Genomic DNA, 24159 nt, shown 5'->3' on the forward strand with positions numbered 1-24159 from the left:
ATGGTTGGGAAATTTTCCTGTCGCAGTTATCAACTTGGGATATTGTTGACCGGGGGGTGTGCCACAAAAGGGACAGTTGAATCAAAGATGACTGATTACATCGGATAGTTTTTAAGACCCATCTTTAAAGATGTAAGAGAAGGATGGATAAAATCATTTTTCGACTGCACCATTGGCTTGTCAGAGAGGAACAGAATATCCAGGAAATTGGGGGCGCAGAGAGTAGTCTGAGCTCTATGAGCACCAGATCAGTATCTCTCCCTTGCCATCACAGCTTAGATCTCCAAGCCAACGTTGAACCCGTGTTCCCTTTTCGATGAGATTATCGAATCCTGAATCAGACGGGATATTTTGGCTGAGCAGGGCAAGAAAACTGAGTGTCTGTTGACCATTGTCGTTGAATGTGGCGGGTAACGATGTCGGCTCATTGCCAGTAATCAGCGTGCCACGGCGCATAGCCATGCCAGTCTGTTTTCCACTTTTACCACCTACGATGATGGTTCCAGCAACCATTCGTGAGGCACAATAATCGCCGCTATTACCACCTATCAGGATTGTTCCTCGACGCATCAGGTCGCCAGCCCGGTCACCTGCATTACCTTTAACGATGATCGATCCACCACGCATTCCCTGACGCTCTCCAGTAAGGGCGCCACCAAGAAAATCCCCGGCGTTACCTTTAATGGTCAGTCGGCCGGACTTCATGGCACAGCCAGCGGCAACACCTGCGTCTCCTGTAACTAAGATCTCACCACTTTTCATGGCGCATCCCAGGTAGGCGCCTGCACTACCTTCAACAATGATTTTACCACTGCTCATATCTGCACCAATGCAATCAAGTCGGTCACTCTCAGACTGAATGATTAACTGCTCTGATGCACTACCCTCTATCTCGAACAGTTCGCCGAGGTCTATCTGCCGGTTACCCTGCCAAACAGGGATGCGGGCAATTTCATGTGCCGATTTTCCAGCGAGTGATTCTGGGGTGAACGGACTCATGTCGATTCGTTGAGCGAGAGAATACTTTAATCTCAAGGTCAGGCAACTCATGCCATCACCTCCCGTAAGTGGAAGTGAAATTGACCCAATTTACCCCCATAATTTCCAGCAGAAATGCGCTTGATACCTGCCTCTGCACCCAGTTCACAGACTGCACTGATACCGGTGCGGGTAGCGAGCATTACATCGGTATCCGTTAAACCGTTAATAACAATCTCCATCACTGAACCGATATCTTCATCAAGATTGGATTTGACCAGACCTCTCAGAGTTGGGCAGTAAGCATCATTGGTTGAGGCCATCAGCGTTTTGTACTTTGATCCGACTTTTGATCCTGAACGAACGATACCGCCAGGAAAAGGCATAATGATATTCGGAATAATGCTCATTGCCTCTATAGCCTTTTCACAGGCGGTTAATGCCTGCTGTTGACTCTCAGCAAGCACCAGAAAGTTACCTCCACCTACAGCAGGCACCCTGGCGACACTCTCTTCGCAAAGAAACTCGCCATCCATCACCGGCACCCGCCAATAACGTGAGCCACCAATCTGTTTCGAAATCTGGTAGCCATCACCAAAAAAGCGCAAATTCTTACCCAGGGGTATCTGTTTTTCACCCTGCATGCCTGAGAAAATTGCAGTGGTGGGGCAGGTCAAAATACATTGACCGACTCGGGTCTCCAGCTGCTTTGCCAGGGCTTTTCCCGACATACCAAACAGCAACACACTGATACCTGGTCGTCCATCAGGGGTTTCATCCTGCTCCAGTTCCGCTTCGATACCCGCTTCTACGCCACAACCAATGACCGATGTGGCAAAGCCGGTCATGGTCTCACCGGCGATGCGCGCCCAACGGGGATTGATTGCGGTGATGATGACGCGGGTTGCACTCATGCCGAAGGCTTCGGCAAAGGTATCCTCGATTTGAGTACCGTTAATGATCATGCTCGGCTGTCCATACAGGGGTGAATGTTGACCGGACTGCCAATGCCTTCAGACATCTCATCATCTGAAATCATAAAATTCTGCATATCCATACTGTGATAACGTTCAAACCAACGCCCAATCACCTTCTCTATACCTGGATCGAACTCTGGTCGCACCACTTGGGTGGCTCCAGTGACTGGTGCTGTGATCCGACCCTCCTCAACAATTACCTGGCCCTGTTTGAAAACCATCATAGGTCGCTCAAACATCTGCTCAGGATTACTGTTGGCGTGATAAACGGTGATATCTGCCATGGCCCCAGGCGCCAAGTGTCCACGGTCTTTCAGGCCTAAAATCCGGGCTGGTGCTGCACGGGTCATAATTGCGATTTCGTAGAGTGAATATTCCCTATTCATACTCTTCAGGTGACTGGCAGCAGCCGCATCGGGATTAATCTGTGCCAAGAGATCATTGCGGAAGCTGCGGTCCATTAAAAGTCTTATTAAATGGGGATAGCTGGTAAAGGGGGCGCCGTTCGGATGATCCGTTGTGAGAAAGACACGCCACGGATCGTCTACCATCAGAAACAGCTCCAGGCCTATCGCCCATTGCAAAGCGTTGACAAAATTCTTGTCCCGATATCGAAACGGAACCACACCGCAACCGGCATCGCACTCGATGTCCATACAGGTCCACTTGTTTGGGTGGGCGTGGCTATGGTTGGCATGTTGCGCCATGGTGTCGCCAGAAACTGTAACTGTCTGACCGAACATCACCTGTCCGACATCAATGGAGACATTAGGCTGCTTGTTGACCGCTTCTGCAATCTCTGCAGCTGAAGATGAGAATTTCTTATCCCCTTCAGTGCCGTAGCTATGGAACTGGATATGGGTCAGATGAATCGGGTATCCCTCTGTTGCATCCATGGTGGCCAGTGTTGACTGATAGTTACCTGGTACACCAAGGTTACTGGCATGAACATGCAGAGGATGAGGGACGCCAAGTTCATTCAGAGCACGGCTCAGAGTACGTACTATATCGCGAGGCCTGAGCTTGTAATGTGGATGTAGATCATCAACATCCAATTTCCGCTGATTGAACTTGAAGGCATTGATACCACCTGGGTTGACCACTTTTATGCCGATGCACTGCGAGGCTTTCATCGTCCATGCAACATAGTCATTGATCGTCTGCTGTTCAGCACCCTCGGCCATCAGTTGTAACAACAGGTCGTCATTACCGAGCATTGCATAACCACCTGTGTCGATCATTGGGGTATCTGCCATCTCCATATGAGCCTGTCTTGCGTTCACAGGCAGTACTGCAGGTTCGAAGCAACTGGTATAGCCCATCTCTGCATAACGATAACCTGCCGACAGGGTAGAGGGCGCTGCATGTCCACCTCCTGAGCGGGTCAGGTCGGTTTTCAATCTGTGGTTGCCTCGTTGATCCTCAGGCAACATGGTGCGCGCAATATTGACTTTACCGCCGCCAATATGGGTATGCAGATCAATAGCACCAGCCATCACAATCTTACCCTCAAGGGAATAGGTCTTCTGTATGGTCTCATCACTTTTTGGAGCAGGGACAATGATGCCGTCACGAATATAGATGTCTCTGATTTCACCTTCGACACTGTTTGCTGGATCGTAGACTCTGGCGCCTGCAAGCTTAATCAACATGCGCTTGTCCTCTCTGACGCTGTCTTGTTCGATTGCACCCTTTCGAGTAACTGCTGCATAACTCTGGCGACGGATGGGAGATCGCTATCCCTCAACTTTCCCAGAGGTAGCGGACAGACGGAATCACTTCGATACCAATGTCCATGATGATCTATACCCGGCACCCCGACCGGGATAAAGAGCGTAGGTTGTTTCTCAAATTTCATACCGGCATGACCCAAAACAATGGTTGGAGATTCACAGTCCGGTGGTAGCGCCTGAGGTGATAAGGATGAGGTCCAGATCAACAGATCACTCTCACCACGGCTCAATAGATCCTGCCAGCGGTTGAGGCGTGGATCATGCTCAGGATAACCTCGATTCAACCGGGTACGCAGAGGGTATCCAAGCTGCCAGGTACAGACCTGATTGCTGGTAATATCCCCTTGGCTTCCGGCAAGGGGGAGGGCAGCGCTGCGGGTTTTTTCATTGAGTGCTTTTGCCAGTTCTGCCAAACCTTGCACAATCAACTCAGCATGGGGCATATCGAGTTCTGCAGCACTCCAGCAGATGACACTGTATTTCGCCTGTAACAGTTGTTCGGCCAAGCCAGTCAGGGAATCACCCAGATGACCAGGATTAACGGGTTTGCCGGCAACCAGACCGCGTAGCAAGCTGACAGTATCTGATATAGAGTCGATTTCAGTTGTAATAACCGTTGGATTCAGGGCTGCCAACTCTCCTGGTAGATCCTCATCCTGCCAGGGACCCAGTAACACAATCTTTCGTTGACCTTGCTTGGTGAAGAGCGACTCCTGAGGATGAAATACCCGTTCAACGAGACGAGGAAAACGATCGGTAGCCTGCTTACCCACCAGGAGCACCAGATCTGCTCGGTTACGTACTTCAGAAAAGGTGGTGGTAAACCAGCCGTTATCCTGCACCACGCGAAGATTCCTGAACATGGCATCGCCATTGAGATGATCCAACGTTGCACCACAATGGTCGGCCACATTCAGTATGCTACGCATGCCGTTTACATCAGTAGCTAAACCCGCAAATAATGGAGAGACAGAATCCCGCAATAACTGGGCGCCCAGTGACAATGCTTCATCCATTGTGCTTGCGGAGCCTTCAATCATAGGGGTTGGGTCAGCATTATCGAAGGCTGTGTTGTAAAAGCTGCGTGCCTTTTCACAACTGTTATTCAATGATTTCAGCTGACCATCATCTACCGTGATCTGCAGATCATCGCAGCTCAATCCGCAGCCGGGGCAGGTCACTGAATTCATGGTTTGTTGTAATGTGTTATTCCACATGTGGTATCAATGATCCTGTTGGCGATGCGGTGAATAATCCATGCAGTAGTGCAGAAAGTGTGCCACTTTATAAATAACCCGTACTGCAGGAGCATCAATAGGGCACCTCTATTAACTGCTTATGCCCTCTGGCTTTACGACCCGTTCAAAATCAAGGCGTGGGCCGCAGACAAGGGTTGCTCCCTTGAGTTATGTTTCTTCATCAATTTGCAAGCTAACTGGTCAAAACCTAATGTGTTTTTGTACTTGCACATTCATTGGGAATGGTCAACTGTTTAATGCTGGGGCATGGCATGTGACACATTGATTCAAGTCAGGTGCATTGAACTGTAGGTCTGGAAGGGAATTAAACACTTATCACAACCCCCGTTCCAGTTAACACCATTTACCAACAATCAGGACTCATCGAGCAATGGATGCTGCATATGAAATCAGTTGATGACTACTCTAAACACCCTCTGAATCCACTCTCCAATCTCTCATGCTTGCTGTCAATAGCTTGTTTTTCGTTACTGGCTGCGCACAGGTTATTTGTGACAATCTCTTCTCTGTTTAGGTCACATAGCACTCTAGGCAAGAGTAGATTTTGCATATTACAAATCCTATTGAGAGAGTGTCGATGCTGACGGTTTATAGCTTTCAGGTTTGCAGGCATGCAAATTGCAGGAGGTGAATTGATAATGAGAATTAATGAAGGCGACCAAATGATATACCCGTCCATATCCAGTCATGAAGGACTCCAGGTGGAAGTTGAGGCACCTGCACGCCTGCATCTGGGTTTCCTCGATCTGCACGGTGGTCTGGGGAGACGATTTGGCAGTATAGGCCTGACCATCGATACTCTGGCAACTCACTTAAGGGCTGCAAAATCAACAGAAATTACTGCCAGTGGCCCAGGAGAGGCGCGGGCAATCAAATATGCAAGACGATACCTTGAGGCTCGGGGCTTGAAAGGTGGCGTCGATATCAAGTTGATGCAAGCGATTCCAGACCATGTGGGTTTGGGCTCAGGTACCCAGATGGCGCTGGCCGTAGGAACAGCAATTGAACGCCTATATGGTGGCGATAGTGATAGTAGAGCCATTGCCCAGTGTATGGAGCGCGGTGTTAGATCGGGAATCGGTATAGGCGCATTTGAGCAAGGTGGTTTCATACTCGATTGTGGTCGGGGCGAGATTGACGCTGTCCCCCCAGTTGCAGTCAGGCTCGATTTTCCCAAAGCATGGCGAGCTTTGTTGCTGTTTGATACTCGGGGGCAAGGGTTACATGGTGAAGCTGAGTTAACAGCATTCTCAGACCTGCCGGAATTCCCGGAGCAATCTGCAGCAGATCTGTGTCGACTGGTGATGATGCAGGTGATCCCAGGTGTCATGGAGGCTCAACTCTCTCCATTCTCAAATGCGATTGGAAAGATTCAACAGGTGGTTGGTGACCATTTCTCTCCGGCCCAGGGTGGACGTTTCACCAGCCCGGTGATTTCTGCTGCTTTGGAATGGATTTCAGATCAGGGATTCAACGGCATTGGTCAGAGCTCATGGGGCCCCACCGGATTTGTGCTGCTCGAAGATGCTGATCAGGCCGATTGGCTTGAACAATCACTCAAACACCATTTTGGCGAGTTCTCATCATTCCGTTGCCAGCAGGTTGCAGCTCGCAACCAAGGTGCGGATATCACCCTTTTACAACAACCCACAAGACTTATAAACAACAAGCGAGCCCGTTGATGGAAAGACCTTATTTGCTGCATATGCTGAGTGCAGTCAAGAATCTCAGCCCTTTTGACGTAAATATGGCGTACGACGCCGGGTGGACTGCCTGTACACCCTACATCAACGTGACTGTGGATGAGGTACAGGATCTGGTTCAGGACGCAATCTTCTCTCGTGGTCCAAAAGGGGTTAAGCGAACAGGCATATTCATTGGCGGCCGGGATGCTCATGTGGCTATGGAGATGATGAATAGAGCAAAACAGTCGATGGTGCCACCTTTCGAGGTATCCCTGTTTGCAGATCCCAGCGGCGCCTTCACAACGGCTGCAGGAATGGTCGCATGTGTAGAAAGAGAGCTCAAGAAGCTCGATAGCAAAGGATTGCAGGATATGCGTGTGATGGTATTCGGTGGTACAGGGCCTGTCGGATCCACAGCAGCGATGCTCGCCTCCAATGCAGGTGCCGAGGCAGTGATTGTCAGTCATGACACCCTGGATAAAGCTGAAGGTTTAGTGGCGTTATGCAATCAACGATACGGTTCTACAATGTCTGCCGCTGTGGCGAGCAACGATGAAATGATTATTGAACTTGCCAGCCAGGCTGATGTGGTTTTCAACGCAGCCAAAGCGGGTGTTCAGGTGCTGAATAAGAGTCATATACAAAAAGCTGAACGACTCAAAGTTGCCTGTGATGTGAATGCGGTACCCCCGGAAGGTATTGAAGGGGTAGGGGTGATGGATGATGGTGTGGCAATCGCCGATTCGCCGAGTGGTGCTGTGGGTATAGGCGCGTTGGCAGTAGGAAATGTGAAATACCAGACCCAACACAGATTATTGAAACAAATGTTTGAAACCGGTAATCCTGAATTTCTTGATTTCAGCAGTGCCTTTGAGGTGGCAAGAGCCTATGTCAGTTGAGCATAAAGCGTTATTGGTTCTGGCTAACAGCGGTAGAGCTATAGCAGAGTCAGCAGTTCGCAGTGGTTACCAGGTCACAGTACTTGACGGTTTCTGTGATCAAGACACTTTGGCTATAGCTGATTGCTGGCCTGTCAGTCGAGGGTTCTTGCGACAAGATATGGATATGTTCGTCGACGAAATTGTCTCTCATGCCCCAGACGATATCAGTGGAGTGATCTTCGGTGCGGGATTGGAAGAATCATCTGCATTGTTGAAGCGATTATCAAATGTATTTCAGCTTTATGGCAATGACCCTGATGTGTTTGAGATAATAGGAAAACCTCGTCGCTATTTCTCTTTGCTAAACAGGTTGAGGATCCCCTATCCAGAAGTCAGCTTTACCCCGCCATATTCAGCGGTTGAAAAAACTTGGCTGATAAAACGAACAGGCAGTTGTGGTGGCCAGGGGGTAGCCTATTTTGATCCTCAGCACTCTGCGGCAGATTACAAATGTTACTACCAAAAACATCTCCCAGGGCAGGTGATGTCAGTTCTCTTTATTGCCGATGGCAAACGGCACAGAACCATTGGCTATAACAGGTTAGGAATGGACTCTGCCAATGCGCCTGCACCATTTCTTTACACCGGTGCGATAGGCCAGGCTTCACTGAATGGAATTCAGCGACATCAGCTGGACAATATCATAGAAAAGCTGGTGTTCGAGTTGGGATTACGCGGTGTAAACAGCTTTGACTTCATACTCAATGATAACGATCTCTACCTGATTGATCTTAATCCAAGACCATCAGCCACACTGGAGTTGTATGAACATCTATTAACTGACGGTTGGATTAAACATCATATCCAAGCTTGCCAGGGCCAACTGCCAATTGTGCCTATGGTGAGCAGTGCTGTTGTGCATGGTCATCAAATTGTCTATGCACCAAGAACGCTTCAAATTCCATTCTCTATGAACTGGCCTGACTGGGTAAAAGATCGTCCTGCTGACGGAACCCGCATCGTCGAGGGACAACCACTGTGCAGTCTGTTTGCAAGCGACACAAGTGTGGACAGGGTAGAAGCTGTTTTAGAAAGCTACCAGGAAGATATTTTACAAATGTTCGGCACATTCTCCAGTGAATCGAAGCAACGTAAGGCGGTGGTATGAAGATGCCCAGTATCAATGCCTTGACTCAACCCTTGGTGGAATCACTACAGTCTGATGCAGACCAATTGAGAATTGCAGTTGAGCGCCTGGAAAACGGCTGTGTCATTGTAGACGCAGGGATCAATGTACCAGGCTCTCTGGAAGCTGGACGCAGAATAGCAGAGATCTGTCTTGGTGGTTTGGGCCGTGTCAGTTTAAGTGGCAGTGGGCCGGTGGCCGGTTGGCCGCTCTCTGTTCACGTACAGACAACGAATCCAGTCCTCGCCTGTCTGGGCAGTCAGTATGCAGGCTGGAGTCTGTCCCACAAAGAAGAGGGTCAAAAAGGCTTTAACGCACTGGGTTCCGGACCCGGTCGTGTACTGGCATACAAAGAGCCACTGTTGAAAGAGATGGGCTATCGGGATCAGGCAGATTCCACCTGTCTGGTGCTCGAGGTTGATCGATTTCCACCGCAGCCGCTGTGCGAGAAAATCGCACGGGATTGCGGAATAGATGTAGCGAACCTGACACTGATTCTGACGCCTACCAGCAGTCTTGCTGGAACAGTACAGATCGTTGCCAGAGTTCTGGAAGTTGCAATGCACAAAGCCCATGAATTGGGATTTGACCTGGATTCTATTCAAGATGGATTTGGTAGTGCACCGTTGCCACCGCCAGCACCAGATTTTCTAAATGCCATGGGTCGAACCAACGATGCAATTCTATTTGCCGGTCTGGTGCAACTGTTTGTCAATGGAGAGGATGGGGCAGCCGAAAAGCTGGCAACTGACCTGCCCAGTAGTGCATCACGAGACTATGGGCGTCCATTTGCCGAAGTTTTCAAAGCCTATGAATATGATTTTTTCAAAATTGACCCGATGTTGTTCAGCCCGGCGAGGGTAGTGGTGAGTTCGCTTGAGAGCGGAAACAGTTACGCAGGGGGTAAACTCGATAATACCCTGCTCACGGCCTCCTTCGGTATAGCACCATGAGTAATCGTATTGCTATTTTTACCGATGATCCAGGTTGGCATGGGGCTCGTTTGCGCGAGGCTTTCAATGCCCATGGATACAGCAGTGAATTCGTCTCTTTACAAGAGTGCGGGTTTACTCTCAATAGTGGTCGACACGGTTTGTTGATACCTGGCTTCGAAACACTCCCTGAAGGGGTTTTCGTTAGGGGCGTTCCTGGTGGAACACTTGAGCAGGTTGTGCACTACCTCGATATTCTGCATGCCCTTAAACATCTTGGTGTCTGTGTCTACAATGATGCACGAGCGATCGAACGCAGTGTGGATAAAGGCATGACCAGCTTTCTGTTGCACACAGCAGGCATACCGACACCACCAACCTGGGTTCTGCAAGCTGGACATGATCTGCAGAAGATTGCGATGAAAGAGTTCGAGGCAGGCCATGAACTGGTACTTAAGCCCCTGTTCGGTTCCCAGGGGAATGGACTTATGAGAGTCAGAAACTTTGAGGAACTCCCGGATTCGGAGTCATATAACGGTATCTACTATCTACAGCGTTATATCTCCACCGGTAGAGAAGATGTCCATGATTGGCGCGTATTTGTCATTAATGGCAAAGCAGTTGCAGCGATGCTGCGTCGAGGAAAGGGATGGATCAGTAATGTGGCTCAAGGGGCACGCTGTCATGCAGCAGTGCTGGATCAGGAACTAAAAGAGCTGGCAGAAGCAGCTGCTGGTGCCTTGGATATGAGCTATGCCGGTATTGATATACTGCGTGATGGTAGAGATCAGCCCTATGTTTTGGAAGTCAACAGTATTCCGGCCTGGAAAGGATTACAACAGGTAACACCGCATGATGTAACTGATCTACTGGTTGAAGACTTTCTTGGTTGTTGTCAAAACAAACCATTGACGGAGGTGGTCTGGTGACCGAGTTCCTGATAGAGGGTGGTGATCTAAGGCAGCAGATAGAAGCAGCTTATCATCAGTCTTGCCTGAGTGAACTTGATGCCCTGAAACCAGGTAATGTCCATCGCTACGCAGATGGACACGGCATGACCCTGGAGGATTTCACAAATAGCGCTAATGTCAGCGCTAAACCTTTGACAGCGCCTGGCTTGGGATTGGGAGAGCGTATCTACCGAGCCGTTGAAGCTACCCACGATGCAGTGGGCTGCAATACCAATCTTGGCATTCTGATGTTGTGTGCGCCACTGATTCAAGCAATGCTTGATAAAGACAGCAGTAAAACCAAGTTGCGTGACAGATTGTGCAATGTTCTGACTCAGGCCAATGAAGAAGATATGGATTGGTTGTTTCGTGCGATTCGATTGGCTGCACCAGGAGGGCTTGGAGCGTCAGCGAAGCATGATGTTTTTGAGACACCCACAGGTCATCTGCTCGAAGTGATGGAGCATGCATCAAATAGAGATACCATTGCACGCCAATATGCAACAGGCTACGCAAATCTTTTCGATTTCGCACTTCCACAGCTTCGTGAATATGAGCAGCGTTGGCAAAGTAGAGAGTGGGTTATCACCGGTCTGTTTCTCAGTTTATTGGCGCGCTTTCCTGATACACATATTCAACGCAAGCATGGGCTTTACAGGGCGACTGTGATCAGTCTCCATGTGGCAAAACTGGAAGAAGAGTTGTCCCATGCAAGCACACCCGAACATTTTCATTTACGTCTGTTACAAACAGACTACGAATTCAAACGTAAAGGTATCAATCCCGGTACCTCTGCAGATATGACTGTAGCTACGCTATTCATAGCGCATCTGGAATCGATATCTGCTGTGTTTGAACTTAATACGGGAACTTCCCGTGTCCGCGATTCCCGCCCAAATGAGGTGGGAAACGAAGTTAACTCTCAATAAAAAGGTAAGGAGAAACTGAATGTCAGTTATCAATAGAACAATGGTCGGAGAATCGCTGGTCGGAGATGGCAACGAGGTTGCACATATCGATCTTCTGATTGGTCCTCGTGGATCTGCTGTAGAGACAGCTTTCTGTAACGGCTTGGTCAACAACAAAGATGGTTTTACTGCACTGCTTGCAGTGGTTGCTCCAAATCTGGCTTGCAAACCAAGCACCATGATGTTCAATAAAGTAACTATCAAAGGCGCTAAGCAGGCAGTACAGATGTTTGGCCCAGCACAGCGTGGTGTTGCCATGGCTGTTGCTGATTGCGTTGAAGATGGCACTATCCCTGCTGATGAGGCTGATGATCTCTTCATCTGTGTTGGTGTTTTCATCCATTGGGAAGCCGAGGATGATACAAAGATCCAGGATTACAACTATCAGGCAACCAAAGAGTCTATCAAGCGTGCTGTAAGTGGAGAACCTGCGGCCAGTGCTGTTGTGGCTCAGAAAGGTTCAGCTTCACATCCATTTGCTGCTCATGACTAATAGATTGATATTGGTTTTAGCATAAGGATCTGATCCGGCCATGCCCGGAATATTAATTCCGGGCATGTTATATTGAGGTGGTTTGTATCAGTTGTTTTGGCAGATTAAAAATGCCGTCATCGTCGCCATCTCGAATCAAATCAATGATCTTTACAGTCGATTTCAATTCGATTGTGTAGGATGAATTATGCAATGTCTCGAGTGTGGTACTGAACTAAACCGTCTCGACAACAGTCATTTACTCGACTGTTGTTCGCTGACCCTTCATGAATATGCAATCAGGCATCATCTGCCACTCGATCTTCTGCTTGAGCGGGATCAGGTCAATCTGGAAGAGAGGGTTGATGATTACACACAACCTCAAGCCTATCCTTCGGAGCGCGCCCGAGCCCTTTTCAGAGGATTAAAGTGGGCTGGATTGCTGCACAATGATGGAGAATTTACTTTAGTACCCGGCGAGATTCGTCGCTTGGATCTACTCCTATGGAGTCTACAGTGGTTACGTGAATATGGATTTCAGTTCCGCCAGGAGTATCGATATGCAGACACAACCCACAGGGTAGTCTCTCTGAATAGACTGAAGGTGCCCAGTGCTTTTCTTTCTCAGACTGTTGAGGCTCATTTGTCACCAGTACCGCCTCCCGATTTCGTCTGGAGTCTCGCTGTTCTCATTGCTCATGTCGGTGAATTGCAGGCTGGATATCTTTTCCTTCAGTTTCCAGGCCAGGCAGCGGGTAAGAGTGTGATGGCAGAGGCATCACAGCGTGGTATCAATTTTAAAGAACTGGATGCAGCTGACCATACCGATGGCCTGCTTCTACGTACCTTAACCATTTCCGATACAGATCGCTTATTAGACTTGGTAAGTGAGATTTTTACAGAGATGCCAGGTGTTCTGCAGAGGTTCGACCAGAAGACGCCACAAGTCACCGTCTCTAAAGAACTGGTTTTCGATGCAGCACACTTTATTACTGACCATCCGGCCAAGTGCTCCAACCTGCATGGTGGCAGATATCTACTGCATGTCAAAGTAAGAGATCGCATAGATCCGATAACAGGTTGTGTGGTGGACTATGGATACCTTAAGCGGGTGGCAAATAGGCAGGTGATTGAAAAGTTTGATCACCATAACCTTAACTATGCAGCTACAGAACTGTCATGGCGCTCAAGTACCGAAATGTTATGTGTCTATATCTGGGAACAGTTAATAGAGTATCTCCCCGGATTGATAGAACTTGAGTTGTATGAAACGCCACAGTCATGGTGTAACTATACTGGTCCAAGTTTAGAGAGTTTTCAGCTGCAGGGTAGCGATTGTTTAATGACCCACTTTCTCGATGAGAGACTGGGGAGGTCATCATTAAGAAACCTGATTAAGGAGAAAACACCAGCATTGGAAGTTATTCGTAAATCAAGCGGCTAATATCAACTACCCAACAATAGTATTGATCTCAATACTATTAATTGCGCCTTGATGAAGGGCAGTGGAGATCAGAGCACCAGTTATGCCGAGAGCACTAAGCATCGTCAGATCTCTTTGGTCTCTGATGCCGCCTGCAGCGTAGAGATGAGTATCAGGTGAGAGTTTTTTCAGTCGTTCAAGCCTAGAGGTATCTGCACCTTTAGCACTACCGACCCGGGAGAGGGTCATGACGATAACATCTTTCGGCCATAGTTCCGTCAGATAATCGAGGTCATCCGGGCCTTTGAATTTGTCGTCGAAGAAATCGAGTGAAAGTATTGGCTTTGCAACCGAGGTGACCAGATGACTAAGATGTTCGATGCTGTTGACCGATTCAGTACCAATTACTGGCCTGGCAATCTGTGTAAGTCTGGCCAGCTCAGTCACTCCATTATCCACCCAAAAGGTGATTTCTTTATGATCATGGTGGAGCCTATCAATCACTTCAAAATTGGAGCCATCTCCTCTAATAGCATTGAGATCAGCGATGTAAACCGTGTCGAAAGCGTGAACCTGCAGCAGTGCGGAAAGGACTATCTGGGGATCGCTGGAGGAACAGAGCGGCGTATCGGAAGGCAGATAGGCTTCACGCTGACCTCTGATTGCGGTCACCACATCTCCGTTCATCAAGTCTATGACTGGAATAAGCTTCATTAGTATGGATAGCTAGCCATGAAAGTATTCGTCTTTGAGTATATTACGGGTGGTGGATTGCTGGACAGCCCTTTACCACCCTCCCTTGCCGAAGAGGGGGATATGATGCTGAAGTCATTAATCTCCGATCTTGTGGAAATCGAGGGTATAGAGGTGTTTGTAACACGAGATGCCAGATTGGGGCAGCTCGATCTGCCTGTAGTATGTCATATGTTGAATAGTATGGAGGATTTCACTGCTGCTTGGATAGAGTGTCTTGAGCAGGCTGATGCGGTCTGGCCGATCGCGCCTGAGTTCTCCAATGTGCTGCTGCATATCAGTGAAACAGTGGTCAACATGGGCAAATTACTGTTAAACAGTCCCCCCTCTGCAGTACAGATGACAACCAGCAAAATGTTGACATCCATCTGTTTGAGAGAAGAGGGTATCTCGGTTGTGCCCACCTACCGTTTCGAAGAGGGTGTGCCTGACCATCTGGGCAGTTGGGTGCTTAAACCGGATGATGGTGTTGGCTGTCAGGGAATCAGAATCTGTCGTGACCGGGATGAGCTTTGCCAGCAGTTTAACTATTTACCGGTGGGTGGAGACTATGTGGTTCAACCCTTTATCCATGGAAAACCTACAAGTATCAACTTATTGGTAGCTGGTGGTAAGGCACTACTGCTGAGTGTCAATCATCAAAGAATAGCAATGACAGACAATGGATTCATGCTTTTGGGGTGTGTTGTGAATGGCCACCTGAAAGATAAAAAGTGCTTTAGAAATCTTGGTAAAGCCGTAGCAGCTGCAATTCCGGATTTGTGGGGTATCATTGGTATCGATATTCTTGATACAGCAGAGGGCTTACAGGTGCTGGAGGTCAATCCTAGAGTGACCACCTCATATGTTGGGCTAAAGGAGTCTACCGGGGTCAACCCGGCTGCTTTGGTGTTTGACCTGTTGCAGAATAAACAGTGCTTGTCAGAAAAAATGCTTAATTCGTCCGTAGTAGATGTAAATCTGGAGTTTGCCGGTGCGGCATAATGCAATATTAGGTTGGGATCTCGGTGGCGCCCATACCAAAGCGGCCCTGGTCAATCAGCATGGCGGCGTGGATGCTGTGTTGCAGATAGCTTGTCCTCTTTGGCAGGGACTCGAGAATCTGCACTCAAGTATCGATGAAGTTCTGAACCAGGTTGGAGAGAATATCGGCTTGAAACATGCCGTCACCATGACAGGGGAGCTGGTCGATCTGTTTCCTGACCGTGAGAGTGGTGTAAATGCACTGATCGATAGTATGAGTCACCGCTTTGCAGGTGCAGACCTGGCAATCTTTGGCGGCATGTCGGGATTTTTGGATCACCAGGCTGCCAAAGTGAATACCAATCAGGTTGCATCAGCAAACTGGCTTGCCACGGCATCCTGGGCTGCCAACCGTCTGCCCGAAGGTTTATTGATTGATATGGGAAGTACCACCACCGATCTGATACCTTTTGCCGATAAGCGACTGTTGGTTTCCGGCTATTCCGATCATCAGCGCCTGGTAGAGCAGACAATGATCTATACCGGCGTTGTGCGCACTCCATTGATGGCAATAGCAGATAAGGTCCCTTTTGCTGGGGAGTGGGTAGGTTTGATGGCGGAACACTTTGCAACAACTGCTGATATCTACAGACTCAATGGTGATCTGCCTGATGATGCAGACCTCCTGCCCAGTGCGGATGGTGGTGAAAAGAGTTGTCAGGGGAGTACCCGTCGATTAGCCCGTATGTTAGGTCTGGATGCGGATGCCAGCAACACTGCAGGTTGGCGAAGCGTCTCTGAGTTTATTGCTGAAAAACAGTTGCGATTGGTGCAGGATGCCTGTGAAAGGCATCTCTCGGCTCCTGGGTTGTCCGCAGATACCCCTCTGATAGGTGCAGGAGCAGGGCGCTTTATGATCGAGAAGATCAGTCGCAGATTGAATAGACCATACTTGGGGATAGAGTCACTCTTTTCCTGTGAACAAGAGATTCAGACCAAAGTGGCAGAGTGTGCGCCTGCAGTTGCTGTCGCCAGCCTAGCGATGGAGGGTTCAAAATGAAAATTCAGGCCCTCGACTTCCCCTACCGGCAGGATAGTGCCGAGTTGTTTGAGGCGATATGCCATCTTCCCTGGGCTGCGATGCTGGATAGTTGTCAGCCTTACAGCCAGCAGGGGCGTTACGATATCCTCTCGGCTGATCCAGTGACTGTATTGGTCACACATGGAGAGCATACCCGAATATCTTCTAATGGCAGCAATATGCGCCTCACTACAGAAGACCCTTTTCAACTGCTTCGTGAAGCCTTGGGGCCTCTGCAGGAAGGGATTGAGGGATTACCGTTTTGTGGCGGTGCAATCGGATATTTTGGCTATGACCTGGGGCGTCGTTTGGAACGGATGCCGACAATCGCTGAAGATATGGAGCAGTTGCCTGAAATGGCTGTGGGAATCTATGACTGGTCTTTGGTTGTGGATCACCAGCAACAGCGTAGCTGGCTGGTTGGGCAGAATCCCACCAGACTTGAGAAATTTCGCAGACTGATGTTGGGTGTTGGAGAGCGTTCGGCTAAATCCCGAGCAACAGAGCCTTATCGTGTATTAGGTGAAGTCTGCTCAAATATGACCCAGGCTGAATACCTGGAATCGATACAACGAATCAAACGCTATATCCTCGATGGCGACTGCTATCAGGTCAATTTCGCACAGCGCTTCTCGGTAGCGGCAGAAGGCGATCCCTGGCAAGCCTATAAAGGGTTGAGACAACTCAATGCGGCCCCATTCGCCGCCTACCTCAATACCCCTCAGTGTAAGGTGATGAGCTCCTCGCCAGAGCGCTTTCTGGAACTCCGGGCTGGCACAGTTGAAACCAAGCCTATCAAAGGAACAGCTCCCAGGGGAGAGGATCCGATCGAGGACATGATGCTTGCAGAACTGCTCAAAGGCAGCACCAAGGATCAGGCTGAAAATTTGATGATTGTCGATCTGTTGCGCAATGATCTGGGTAAGGTCTGTGCAAATGGCACTGTTAAGGTACCTGAGTTATTTAAGCTTGAAAGTTTTTCCCGGGTACACCATCTGGTGAGTAAAGTCAGTGGTGAATTGGCTCAAGGAGAGGATGCCTTCTCACTGTTGCGGGCCTGTTTTCCCGGTGGCTCAATTACAGGTGCGCCAAAGCTGCGTGCGATGGAGATCATAGAAGAGCTTGAACCACATAGACGCGGTATCTACTGTGGCTCAATCGGATATGTCAGTTTTGATGGAGATATGGATAGCAACATCGCCATCAGAACTATGGTGCATGCAGATGGCATCACTCGATTGTATGCAGGTGGTGGCATAGTTGCCGATTCTGATCCCGAGGCTGAATATCGGGAGACCTACCATAAAGCTTCTGCACTGCTGGATCTCCTGCAGCGAATGGAACAGATGAATTCCGAAAAATGTGGGTAGTCAAGTTCGGTGGCAGTCTCTTCAATGCAGATAATCTAAGAGAGTGGCTGGCGCTTTTTGCCGATAACCGCTCTCTGATCGTAGTCCCCGGTGGCGGACCTTTTGCCGATCAGGTGAGGCTTTCCCAAAGCCAATTTGGCTTCGATGAAGCCACTGCCCATTGCATGGCCCTGCTTGCCATGGAGCAATATGGAAGGATGTTGTGTGGGCTACAGCCTGGATTACAAGTTGCCACCACACACAAGGAGATTGAGGCATCCCTTGAAAGGGGGATTACCCCAGTCTGGATGCCAACAACGATGGCCATGGCAGATCCAGAGATTGAACAGAGCTGGCGTGTCACCTCTGATTCGTTGGCAGTGTGGCTTGCTGGACAACTCGGTATAGAGAGAGTGGTACTGGTGAAATCGATCACTTTCGAAAAACCCAGTCTGAGCACAAAGATGCTAAAAGAGCATGATGTGGTGGATGATAGATTCGAGCACTACCTGCGGATGAACCCTGTTGAGGCTTGGATGGTAGGGCAGGAAGTTCATTCCCATTTCAGTGAGTTACTCAACAACCAGTATGAGAATGCCACCAGGGTAGTGATCTCTAAGCCTTAATTTACCCGACAACCCGCCATACTCACCACAAAAACTTAAGGGCATCTCAATTAATAGAGGTGCCCTTAACTTATAAGCAGCAAAAGCCAGCGGCTTGCAGGCAGATATCCAATCAAATTGAGACTCACTCTTTCGACTCTCAAGCTATCGCTTACTAACTACTTAATAAAATCAAATTGTGACCATGCACTGTTATGTGGCGTGTTTTTGTCAGCTTTGAACTGATTTAGACAGCTTCATTAATAAAGTAATTTATAAATAAAGCATCATAACCTAATGAAATAATTGCATAAACAATTATCAATGCATTGCTGGCATATGTTATGCAGAATATTAGTAAGATCTGATGTTATTGGTTTTATTTGGTTTTGCTGTATTAGCTATTTCTAAAGTACTGCTGCAACTGCCCGATATATTAAACATCAGACTATTGATGGTCTTGGATATGCGGCACGGATTCCTCTATCAGACAGGCCGTCCTTGTGACTAAATTGTCGAATATGATGCAGAGCATAGAGGTATCTTATGGAATTATGCGCAGTACTACTCTCCTGGGTGTTCACCCTCTCGGATCTCGAACAAGTCGAGAAAAATACCTGTCCCGAAATGCGTATGGTGGCTCACAGCTGGCTCGAAGAACAAGCCTGCAGTGGACGTTCCTGCAAGGTACTTGGTTGGTATCCCGGTGAAGGGGATGTGATCTATTTAGATGATCGTATGGATCTCGAAAACAACTTGTTCCACTCTTCTGTCGCGCTGCATGAACTGGTTCATTGGCTTCAGGGTAAAGAGGGTGCACTGCTGCAAAACTGTGAGAGAAGTATCGAAGCAGAGCGTCAAGCCTACAGCATACAGAGCAAGTATCTGGTCGAGTACGGAACCTACTATCCAGTCGGAAGGGTTGTTCCTATGCTGCGTTGTGAGGATAAAGAGCCCATAGAGACATCTTAATCAGGATATCCCCATCAAATGACCAATCCAGGCGGCTATTTCTCATAATAGCCGCTCATTTTCCAATAATTTTGAGTTACCACCCCCTTTCCACTGTTGCAGATTGTGAACACAGCTGTGCCAAAGCAATCTGAATTTTGAACCTTTCAGCACGCGCCATAAACAAGTGTTACATTTTGCGTAGGGTGGGGCCATGCCCCAGCAAAAGTCGCTAAAAGCTAGCAAATAATGTCGATCATGAGTAAAAACGGGGATAATTTCACACCGTTTTCCTCCTCAATCCAGCAGGTACGGCCCCACCCTAAGAGCTTTTAATAGGGGGATGATCCGCCTATCTCATCTCTAGACACCTGAGTGCCTATAAATACCTGATTCTGCTATCCGTAATGAGCAGCTAAACTGATTCTTTCGAAAAGCACTGATTGGATCTATATTTGCATACTATTTGTTGAGTCAGGTTGACGCTTACCTGGCACCCCAGGATACTTGAGGAACCTGGGAAGCAGTTAAAATACTTATAATATCGGAGCCAACCGTTGCAAAATCACGCGCAATCATTTGCAGTTAGTGTGCATCCGGGTGAGTTACACTTTAACTCAGCCCACTTCATCACATTTAACAACAGTTGTGAAAATCTTCATGGTCACAACTTTCATGTTCGTATTCAGGCCAATGGTGACAATAATGACGATGCCTTCGTCATCGATTTTGTCCAGCTCAATCGCCTCGCTGCAGAAGTCTGTCTGCAACTTCACGACAAGATACTTCTGCCTGGTAAGAGTAGAGAGGTTGATATAGAGGAGGTAGGTGAGCAGATCGAAGTCAAAAGTTACGACAAGCAGTTCTCCCTACCGGTTAGTAACTGCCTGATTCTCCCGATTGCCAACGCCACGGCAGAAATGCTCGCCTGGTACATCATGGAATCACTACTGCCGAAACTCGAATCAGACAACGCCTTGAACCATGTGGAGACCCTCGAGATCGCAGTGGAAGAGGCTGATCAGCAGTGGGGTATCTGTCGACGTGATTTCCGCACCAATTGAGATGGCTATAAAGGGTGTAGTGTAGTGTCAGAAAAGATCCTTTTTCTTACTGGTTCCCTGGCGGAGAAACAGCTCGTCCGGGTATTGCAGGAGATGAACGCTGATGCCTTCGAATGGCGAGTCCATAATCTTGGGCTCAAAGTTGCAGCACTGATGACAGCGGATATGATCAAGCGTCGTCTCACCGATATTGGAGATGCACAACGAATTTTAGTACCTGGCCGCTGCCGCGGAGACTTGGATCAACTCAGCCACCATTTTGGAATTCCAGTTGAGCGTGGCCCGGAAGAGTTGATGGACTTACCCCGATATTTCGGTATGGAGGGTAAGGCGCCCGATCTGAGTGGTTATGATGTTCGAATCTTCTCTGAAATCGTCGACGCACCAAATCTGACGATTGAAGCAATTATTCTGCAGGCAAAGGCGTATGCTGCTGATGGTGCAGATGTGATCGATCTGGGCTGTCTGCCTGAAACACCTTTTCCTCACCTGGCAGAGTCCGTACAGGCGCTTAAGGATGAGGGCTATCAGGTGAGTGTCGATTCCATGTTGTCTGAAGAGTTGCTGGCTGGCGGGGAAGCTGGCGCTGATTATCTTCTCAGCCTGCATGAGAATAACCTCTGGATTGCCGATAAGGTTGATTCAACGCCAATATTGATTCCTGCCCAGCCAGGTGATTTGGATTCCCTGCAAAAGGCGATGAAACAGCTTGATGAACTGGGTCGTAGATACATTGCAGATCCGATTCTTGATCCGATCCATTTCGGTTTTACCGACTCAATCGTTCGCTATCAACGTCTGCGTAGTGACTATCCAGATGCTGAGATAATGATGGGTGTAGGTAATATCACAGAGCTGACAGAAGCAGATACTACAGGTATTAATGCGGTTTTAATGGGCATTATTTCAGAGCTTCATGTCACAAATATTCTATCTACCCAGGTCAGTCCACACTGTCGAAGTGCGATAAGAGAGGCAGATAGAGCACGACGGATCATGTATTGGGCGAGAGAGGAAAATAGATTGCCTAAGCAGGTTGATAGCGGCCTGACCGCTCTGCATGAAATCAAGCCATTTCCCTATAACGCCTCTGAGGTCAGTGATCTTGCCGCGGAGATTCGTGATCCCAATTTCAGAATACAGGTCAGTGATGAGGGGGTTCACTGCTTTAACAGGGATGGGATGCATACCCATAGTGACCCCTTCGATTTCTACCCGCAGCTGGGTGTTGAGAGTGATGGTGGTCACGCCTTCTACCTTGGCGTTGAGCTTGCCCGGGCAGAGATTGCACAGCAACTGGGTAAGCGCTATGTACAGGATCAACCACTAAGTTGGGGTGTCGCCCTACCTGAGGTCGTGCGGGATCTGAATCGCCAGGAGGCGCCTGGTACAACCATGAAAAAAGTCAGCCAGAGCAGGAAAAGATCATGATCCAGGAAGTTATCGTTACCTGTCGCAGTACAGATGGTGAAAACCAGATTGCACCGATGGGTGTGGTATGGCGAGAAGAGGAGGTTGTAGTTGCCCCCTTTCGTCCTTCACGGACACTCAATAACATCCTTGCCAGTGAATGTGCAGTGATCAACTATTGTGACGATGTAAGAGTATTCGCAGGCTGCCTTACCGGACGTTATAACTGGCCACTGCTTGAAGCTGAAAAGGTCTCCGCGCCAAGGCTCGCCAATGCACTGGCTCACACTGAGGTTCAACTGATGCGAGTGGAGGAGGATCCAATCCGCCCACGCTTGATTTGCAAACCACTATTTCAAGCCAACCATAGACCTTTCCAAGGTTTCAATAGAGCCCAATCAGCAGTATTGGAGTTGGCAATTCTTGTCAGTCGACTGGGCAGATTGTCGCATGAGAAAATTGAAAATGAGATTGCCTATCTCACCATCGCCATAGAGAAAACTGCAGGGGATCGAGAGAAGGAGGCTTGGGATTGGTTGATGGTTCGGGTTAACGATCTTCTGCAGTCTAGGGAGGGCGCAGTATGAGTAAACTCTTAGCCAGTGTGATTGATCACCAGGAGATGGAACTGGCAATTCATGCCGGAGCAGACATTATCGACCTAAAGAATCCTCACAGTGGTGCCCTCGGTGCACTGCCGATAGAGACAATAAACAGCTTGGTACTGCAATGCAGACATCGTTGTCCAGTCAGCGCAACCGTTGGTGATCTGCCTGCTGAACCCGCACAACTTACCCAGGCAATAGGAAGAACAGCAAGGTGCGGTGTCGACTATGTCAAGGTGGGGTTCTTCAGTAACGATAATTTGACTGAATGTTTACAGGCTATCTCCAGCCTCACAGACCAATATGCGGTTGTGGCGGTACTCTTTGCTGATCTTCAACCCCCACTGCATCAATTGAAGGCTTTTGCTTCTGCTGGTTTTCGTGGTGTTATGTTGGATACGGCAGAGAAGGGCGGGGGTGGGTTACTCAGCCACATCGATCTGGAATCGATAGCTCATTTCGTAGTAGAAAGCAGATCCCTTGGGATGCTGAACGGCTTGGCCGGATCACTCTCTTTACAGGATATTCCCAGGCTACTGCCACTAATGCCAGACTATCTTGGATTTCGTGGAGCACTCTGTGACCAGTCAGAGCGAACTGCGGGGATTATGCCGCATCGGTTGAGTGAAGTTCGCAATGCATTCACTTATAACGGCCAACCGGTTGAACAGCAATCCACATTCACAGGGGTGAATTATGGGGATTAGTTACTGGCAATCTGAAACTGATAACGAGGCCTCTACTGATTGGGTCGAGTCCCTCTCTACTTCACCCAGTTTTGTTTTCGATGAAAAACGTTTGGCTGAAAACCTTGCTCTATTGTCGCGCATCCGTTTGGCAAGCGGTTGTCATATGCTCTATTCAATCAAAGCATGTCCCTTTAAGGGGCTGTTGGAACAGATTCGTAATCATGTCGATGGCTTCTCCGTGAGTTCGCTGTTTGAAGCCAGGCTCGCCCATGAAGTCACAGGGGGTATGGGCGCAATGCATATCACCACACCGGGATTCCGACAGGATGAGTTAGCAGAAATTGGGGATCTTTGTGATGCAGTGAGCTTCAACTCACTGAGTCAGCTGGAACGCTTACCATTTCATTTAGCCGGCCGGGCAAAAATCGGTCTAAGGATCAATCCGCAACGCTCGTTTCTAGATGATCCACGCTATGATCCCTGTCGCGCCCACTCCAAACTCGGAGCCCCCTTGTCAGAAGTCGTTAAACACTGGCGGGAGGGAACCCTTCCAGCAAGTGGCATCAGTGGTCTGCATCTACATACCAATTTCTGTTCCAGTTCCTTCGCACCATTGCAATCGACAGTGGCCCATCTGGAAGAACAGTTACCAGAGTTGGTAAGACAAATTGAGTGGATCAACCTGGGGGGAGGTTACCAATTCCAGGTTGCACAGGATCTGGAGATACTGTTATCAACAATAGCTCATATTCAATCTGAATGGCAGGCTGAGGTCTATATGGAGCCTGGTACATCAGTAGTGGATGATGCAGGGGTATTGGTATCAACAGTCATTGATACTTTTGAAAGCGAGGGTAAATCGATAGCTGTACTCGATACCTCAGTCAACCATCTACCTGAAGTTTTTGAGTATCAGGTTAAACCCAAACTTCGCGGAGAAAAGAGTGAAGGGGCTTATTCGGTAATCCTGGCGGGTTGCACCTGTCTGAGTGGCGACCTGTTTGGTGAATACCAGTTCGACCGTCCACTTAGAATCAATGACCGGCTTATTTTTGAAAATGTTGGTGCCTACTCGCTGATAAAAGCTTCCCGCTTTAACGGTCTTAATCTGCCATCAATCCACTTTCTTGATGATAATAACCAACTGCGTTTGATGAGGTCTTATGACTACGCAGATTATCATCAGCAATGGAGTGGAATGGATGTCGTTCAACAGACTTCCAAAACCAGTGCAGGGTAGGTTGT

Annotated in this window: 23 protein-coding genes; 18 read left to right on the forward strand and 5 right to left on the reverse strand. The window is 48.6% G+C overall.

What is annotated here, in order from left to right; all coding sequences use genetic code 11:
* Positions 1-234: 234 nt before the first annotated feature.
* From AC4IFB_RS07750 to AC4IFB_RS07765, 4 genes are read right to left on the reverse strand one after another with little or no spacing between them, the layout of a single operon-like run.
* Positions 235-1050: a formylmethanofuran dehydrogenase subunit C gene (locus AC4IFB_RS07750; RefSeq protein WP_490779844.1), complete on the reverse strand. Its 816-nt coding sequence runs from the start codon at positions 1048-1050 to the stop codon at positions 235-237.
* Positions 1047-1943: a formylmethanofuran--tetrahydromethanopterin N-formyltransferase gene (gene fhcD, locus AC4IFB_RS07755; protein WP_490779845.1), complete on the reverse strand. Its 897-nt coding sequence runs from the start codon at positions 1941-1943 to the stop codon at positions 1047-1049. Before fhcD ends, AC4IFB_RS07750 begins: the two co-directional genes overlap by 4 nt.
* Positions 1940-3607 carry a formylmethanofuran dehydrogenase subunit A gene (locus AC4IFB_RS07760; RefSeq protein WP_490776798.1) on the reverse strand — a complete coding sequence of 556 codons (1668 nt, stop codon included), beginning with the start codon at positions 3605-3607 and terminating at the stop codon, positions 1940-1942. The genes fhcD and AC4IFB_RS07760 overlap by 4 nt, the downstream gene beginning before the upstream one ends.
* Positions 3601-4905, reverse strand: coding sequence for a formylmethanofuran dehydrogenase subunit B (locus AC4IFB_RS07765; protein WP_490779846.1), 1305 nt, complete (start codon positions 4903-4905; stop codon positions 3601-3603). The genes AC4IFB_RS07760 and AC4IFB_RS07765 overlap by 7 nt, the downstream gene beginning before the upstream one ends.
* Positions 4906-5585: 680 nt before the next feature.
* On the opposite strand from AC4IFB_RS07765, the gene AC4IFB_RS07770 reads away from it, so the two are divergent.
* The 8 genes from AC4IFB_RS07770 to AC4IFB_RS07805 all read left to right on the forward strand — a co-directional run bounded on the left by AC4IFB_RS07770 (position 5586) and on the right by AC4IFB_RS07805 (position 13465).
* Complete coding sequence (locus tag AC4IFB_RS07770; protein ID WP_490776796.1) at positions 5586-6629, forward strand: beta-ribofuranosylaminobenzene 5'-phosphate synthase family protein; 1044 nt, start codon at positions 5586-5588, stop codon at positions 6627-6629.
* Positions 6629-7531 carry an NAD(P)-dependent methylenetetrahydromethanopterin dehydrogenase gene (locus AC4IFB_RS07775; RefSeq protein ID WP_490776795.1) on the forward strand — a complete coding sequence of 301 codons (903 nt, stop codon included), beginning with the start codon at positions 6629-6631 and terminating at the stop codon, positions 7529-7531. The genes AC4IFB_RS07770 and AC4IFB_RS07775 overlap by 1 nt, the downstream gene beginning before the upstream one ends.
* Positions 7521-8681, forward strand: coding sequence for an ATP-grasp domain-containing protein (locus AC4IFB_RS07780; RefSeq protein WP_490779847.1), 1161 nt, complete (start codon positions 7521-7523; stop codon positions 8679-8681). Before AC4IFB_RS07775 ends, AC4IFB_RS07780 begins: the two co-directional genes overlap by 11 nt.
* Positions 8678-9652: a methenyltetrahydromethanopterin cyclohydrolase gene (mch, locus tag AC4IFB_RS07785; RefSeq protein WP_490776793.1), complete on the forward strand. Its 975-nt coding sequence runs from the start codon at positions 8678-8680 to the stop codon at positions 9650-9652. Before AC4IFB_RS07780 ends, mch begins: the two co-directional genes overlap by 4 nt.
* A complete protein-coding gene (locus tag AC4IFB_RS07790; RefSeq protein WP_490779848.1) occupies positions 9649-10560 on the forward strand; it encodes an ATP-grasp domain-containing protein in 912 nt (303 codons plus the stop codon). Before mch ends, AC4IFB_RS07790 begins: the two co-directional genes overlap by 4 nt.
* Positions 10557-11510 carry a triphosphoribosyl-dephospho-CoA synthase gene (locus AC4IFB_RS07795; RefSeq protein WP_490776791.1) on the forward strand — a complete coding sequence of 318 codons (954 nt, stop codon included), beginning with the start codon at positions 10557-10559 and terminating at the stop codon, positions 11508-11510. Before AC4IFB_RS07790 ends, AC4IFB_RS07795 begins: the two co-directional genes overlap by 4 nt.
* A 19-nt stretch (positions 11511-11529) precedes the next feature.
* Positions 11530-12042: a formaldehyde-activating enzyme gene (fae, locus tag AC4IFB_RS07800; protein WP_490776790.1), complete on the forward strand. Its 513-nt coding sequence runs from the start codon at positions 11530-11532 to the stop codon at positions 12040-12042.
* Between the two features lie 187 nt (positions 12043-12229).
* Positions 12230-13465, forward strand: coding sequence for a 6-pyruvoyl trahydropterin synthase family protein (locus AC4IFB_RS07805; protein ID WP_490779849.1), 1236 nt, complete (start codon positions 12230-12232; stop codon positions 13463-13465).
* Between the two features lie 6 nt (positions 13466-13471).
* Here AC4IFB_RS07805 and AC4IFB_RS07810 read toward each other — a convergent pair whose 3' ends face one another.
* Positions 13472-14158 (reverse strand): HisA/HisF-related TIM barrel protein, encoded by a 687-nt coding sequence (locus AC4IFB_RS07810; protein ID WP_490776788.1) that lies wholly within the window; start codon positions 14156-14158, stop codon positions 13472-13474.
* Positions 14159-14176: 18 nt separating this feature from the next.
* Here AC4IFB_RS07810 and AC4IFB_RS07815 point away from each other — a divergent pair, with 18 nt between their 5' ends.
* From AC4IFB_RS07815 to AC4IFB_RS07860, 10 genes are all read left to right on the forward strand, one after another.
* Complete coding sequence (locus tag AC4IFB_RS07815; RefSeq protein WP_490776787.1) at positions 14177-15181, forward strand: ATP-grasp domain-containing protein; 1005 nt, start codon at positions 14177-14179, stop codon at positions 15179-15181.
* Positions 15171-16220, forward strand: coding sequence for a hydantoinase/oxoprolinase family protein (locus AC4IFB_RS07820; protein WP_490779850.1), 1050 nt, complete (start codon positions 15171-15173; stop codon positions 16218-16220). The genes AC4IFB_RS07815 and AC4IFB_RS07820 overlap by 11 nt, the downstream gene beginning before the upstream one ends.
* Complete coding sequence (gene pabB, locus AC4IFB_RS07825) at positions 16217-17611, forward strand: aminodeoxychorismate synthase component I (RefSeq protein ID WP_490779851.1); 1395 nt, start codon at positions 16217-16219, stop codon at positions 17609-17611. Before AC4IFB_RS07820 ends, pabB begins: the two co-directional genes overlap by 4 nt.
* Positions 17602-18216: an amino acid kinase family protein gene (locus AC4IFB_RS07830; protein ID WP_490779852.1), complete on the forward strand. Its 615-nt coding sequence runs from the start codon at positions 17602-17604 to the stop codon at positions 18214-18216. The genes pabB and AC4IFB_RS07830 overlap by 10 nt, the downstream gene beginning before the upstream one ends.
* Before the next feature lie 525 nt (positions 18217-18741).
* The gene (locus AC4IFB_RS07835; RefSeq protein ID WP_490776783.1) at positions 18742-19167 is read left to right on the forward strand and encodes a DUF6647 family protein; all 426 of its coding nucleotides are present in this window, start codon (positions 18742-18744) and stop codon (positions 19165-19167) included.
* Positions 19168-19703: 536 nt separating this feature from the next.
* Positions 19704-20210 (forward strand): 6-pyruvoyl trahydropterin synthase family protein, encoded by a 507-nt coding sequence (locus tag AC4IFB_RS07840; RefSeq protein WP_490776782.1) that lies wholly within the window; start codon positions 19704-19706, stop codon positions 20208-20210.
* Between the two features lie 24 nt (positions 20211-20234).
* Positions 20235-21641 (forward strand): DUF6513 domain-containing protein, encoded by a 1407-nt coding sequence (locus tag AC4IFB_RS07845; protein WP_490776781.1) that lies wholly within the window; start codon positions 20235-20237, stop codon positions 21639-21641.
* Positions 21638-22207, forward strand: a complete 570-nt coding sequence (locus AC4IFB_RS07850; protein ID WP_490779853.1) for a DUF447 domain-containing protein — start codon at positions 21638-21640, stop codon at positions 22205-22207. The genes AC4IFB_RS07845 and AC4IFB_RS07850 overlap by 4 nt, the downstream gene beginning before the upstream one ends.
* Positions 22204-22932, forward strand: coding sequence for a (5-formylfuran-3-yl)methyl phosphate synthase (locus AC4IFB_RS07855; RefSeq protein ID WP_490779854.1), 729 nt, complete (start codon positions 22204-22206; stop codon positions 22930-22932). The genes AC4IFB_RS07850 and AC4IFB_RS07855 overlap by 4 nt, the downstream gene beginning before the upstream one ends.
* Positions 22922-24154 (forward strand): type III PLP-dependent enzyme domain-containing protein, encoded by a 1233-nt coding sequence (locus tag AC4IFB_RS07860; RefSeq protein ID WP_490779855.1) that lies wholly within the window; start codon positions 22922-22924, stop codon positions 24152-24154. Before AC4IFB_RS07855 ends, AC4IFB_RS07860 begins: the two co-directional genes overlap by 11 nt.
* The last annotated feature ends 5 nt before the right edge of the window (positions 24155-24159 follow it).

Source organism: Candidatus Thiodiazotropha sp. AKIB8 (assembly GCF_058244675.1).

Coding starts and splice junctions, on each gene's coding strand:
- AC4IFB_RS07750 (WP_490779844.1), bottom strand. CDS start 1,050: ATGAGTTGCCTGACCTTGAGATTAAAGTATTCTCTCGCTCAACGAATC.
- fhcD (WP_490779845.1), bottom strand. CDS start 1,943: ATGATCATTAACGGTACTCAAATCGAGGATACCTTTGCCGAAGCCTTC.
- AC4IFB_RS07760 (WP_490776798.1), bottom strand. CDS start 3,607: ATGTTGATTAAGCTTGCAGGCGCCAGAGTCTACGATCCAGCAAACAGT.
- AC4IFB_RS07765 (WP_490779846.1), bottom strand. CDS start 4,905: ATGTGGAATAACACATTACAACAAACCATGAATTCAGTGACCTGCCCC.
- AC4IFB_RS07770 (WP_490776796.1), top strand. CDS start 5,586: ATGAGAATTAATGAAGGCGACCAAATGATATACCCGTCCATATCCAGT.
- AC4IFB_RS07775 (WP_490776795.1), top strand. CDS start 6,629: ATGGAAAGACCTTATTTGCTGCATATGCTGAGTGCAGTCAAGAATCTC.
- AC4IFB_RS07780 (WP_490779847.1), top strand. CDS start 7,521: ATGTCAGTTGAGCATAAAGCGTTATTGGTTCTGGCTAACAGCGGTAGA.
- mch (WP_490776793.1), top strand. CDS start 8,678: ATGAAGATGCCCAGTATCAATGCCTTGACTCAACCCTTGGTGGAATCA.
- AC4IFB_RS07790 (WP_490779848.1), top strand. CDS start 9,649: ATGAGTAATCGTATTGCTATTTTTACCGATGATCCAGGTTGGCATGGG.
- fae (WP_490776790.1), top strand. CDS start 11,530: ATGTCAGTTATCAATAGAACAATGGTCGGAGAATCGCTGGTCGGAGAT.
- AC4IFB_RS07805 (WP_490779849.1), top strand. CDS start 12,230: ATGCAATGTCTCGAGTGTGGTACTGAACTAAACCGTCTCGACAACAGT.
- AC4IFB_RS07810 (WP_490776788.1), bottom strand. CDS start 14,158: ATGAAGCTTATTCCAGTCATAGACTTGATGAACGGAGATGTGGTGACC.
- AC4IFB_RS07815 (WP_490776787.1), top strand. CDS start 14,177: ATGAAAGTATTCGTCTTTGAGTATATTACGGGTGGTGGATTGCTGGAC.
- pabB (WP_490779851.1), top strand. CDS start 16,217: ATGAAAATTCAGGCCCTCGACTTCCCCTACCGGCAGGATAGTGCCGAG.
- AC4IFB_RS07830 (WP_490779852.1), top strand. CDS start 17,602: ATGTGGGTAGTCAAGTTCGGTGGCAGTCTCTTCAATGCAGATAATCTA.
- AC4IFB_RS07835 (WP_490776783.1), top strand. CDS start 18,742: ATGGAATTATGCGCAGTACTACTCTCCTGGGTGTTCACCCTCTCGGAT.
- AC4IFB_RS07850 (WP_490779853.1), top strand. CDS start 21,638: ATGATCCAGGAAGTTATCGTTACCTGTCGCAGTACAGATGGTGAAAAC.
- AC4IFB_RS07855 (WP_490779854.1), top strand. CDS start 22,204: ATGAGTAAACTCTTAGCCAGTGTGATTGATCACCAGGAGATGGAACTG.
- AC4IFB_RS07860 (WP_490779855.1), top strand. CDS start 22,922: ATGGGGATTAGTTACTGGCAATCTGAAACTGATAACGAGGCCTCTACT.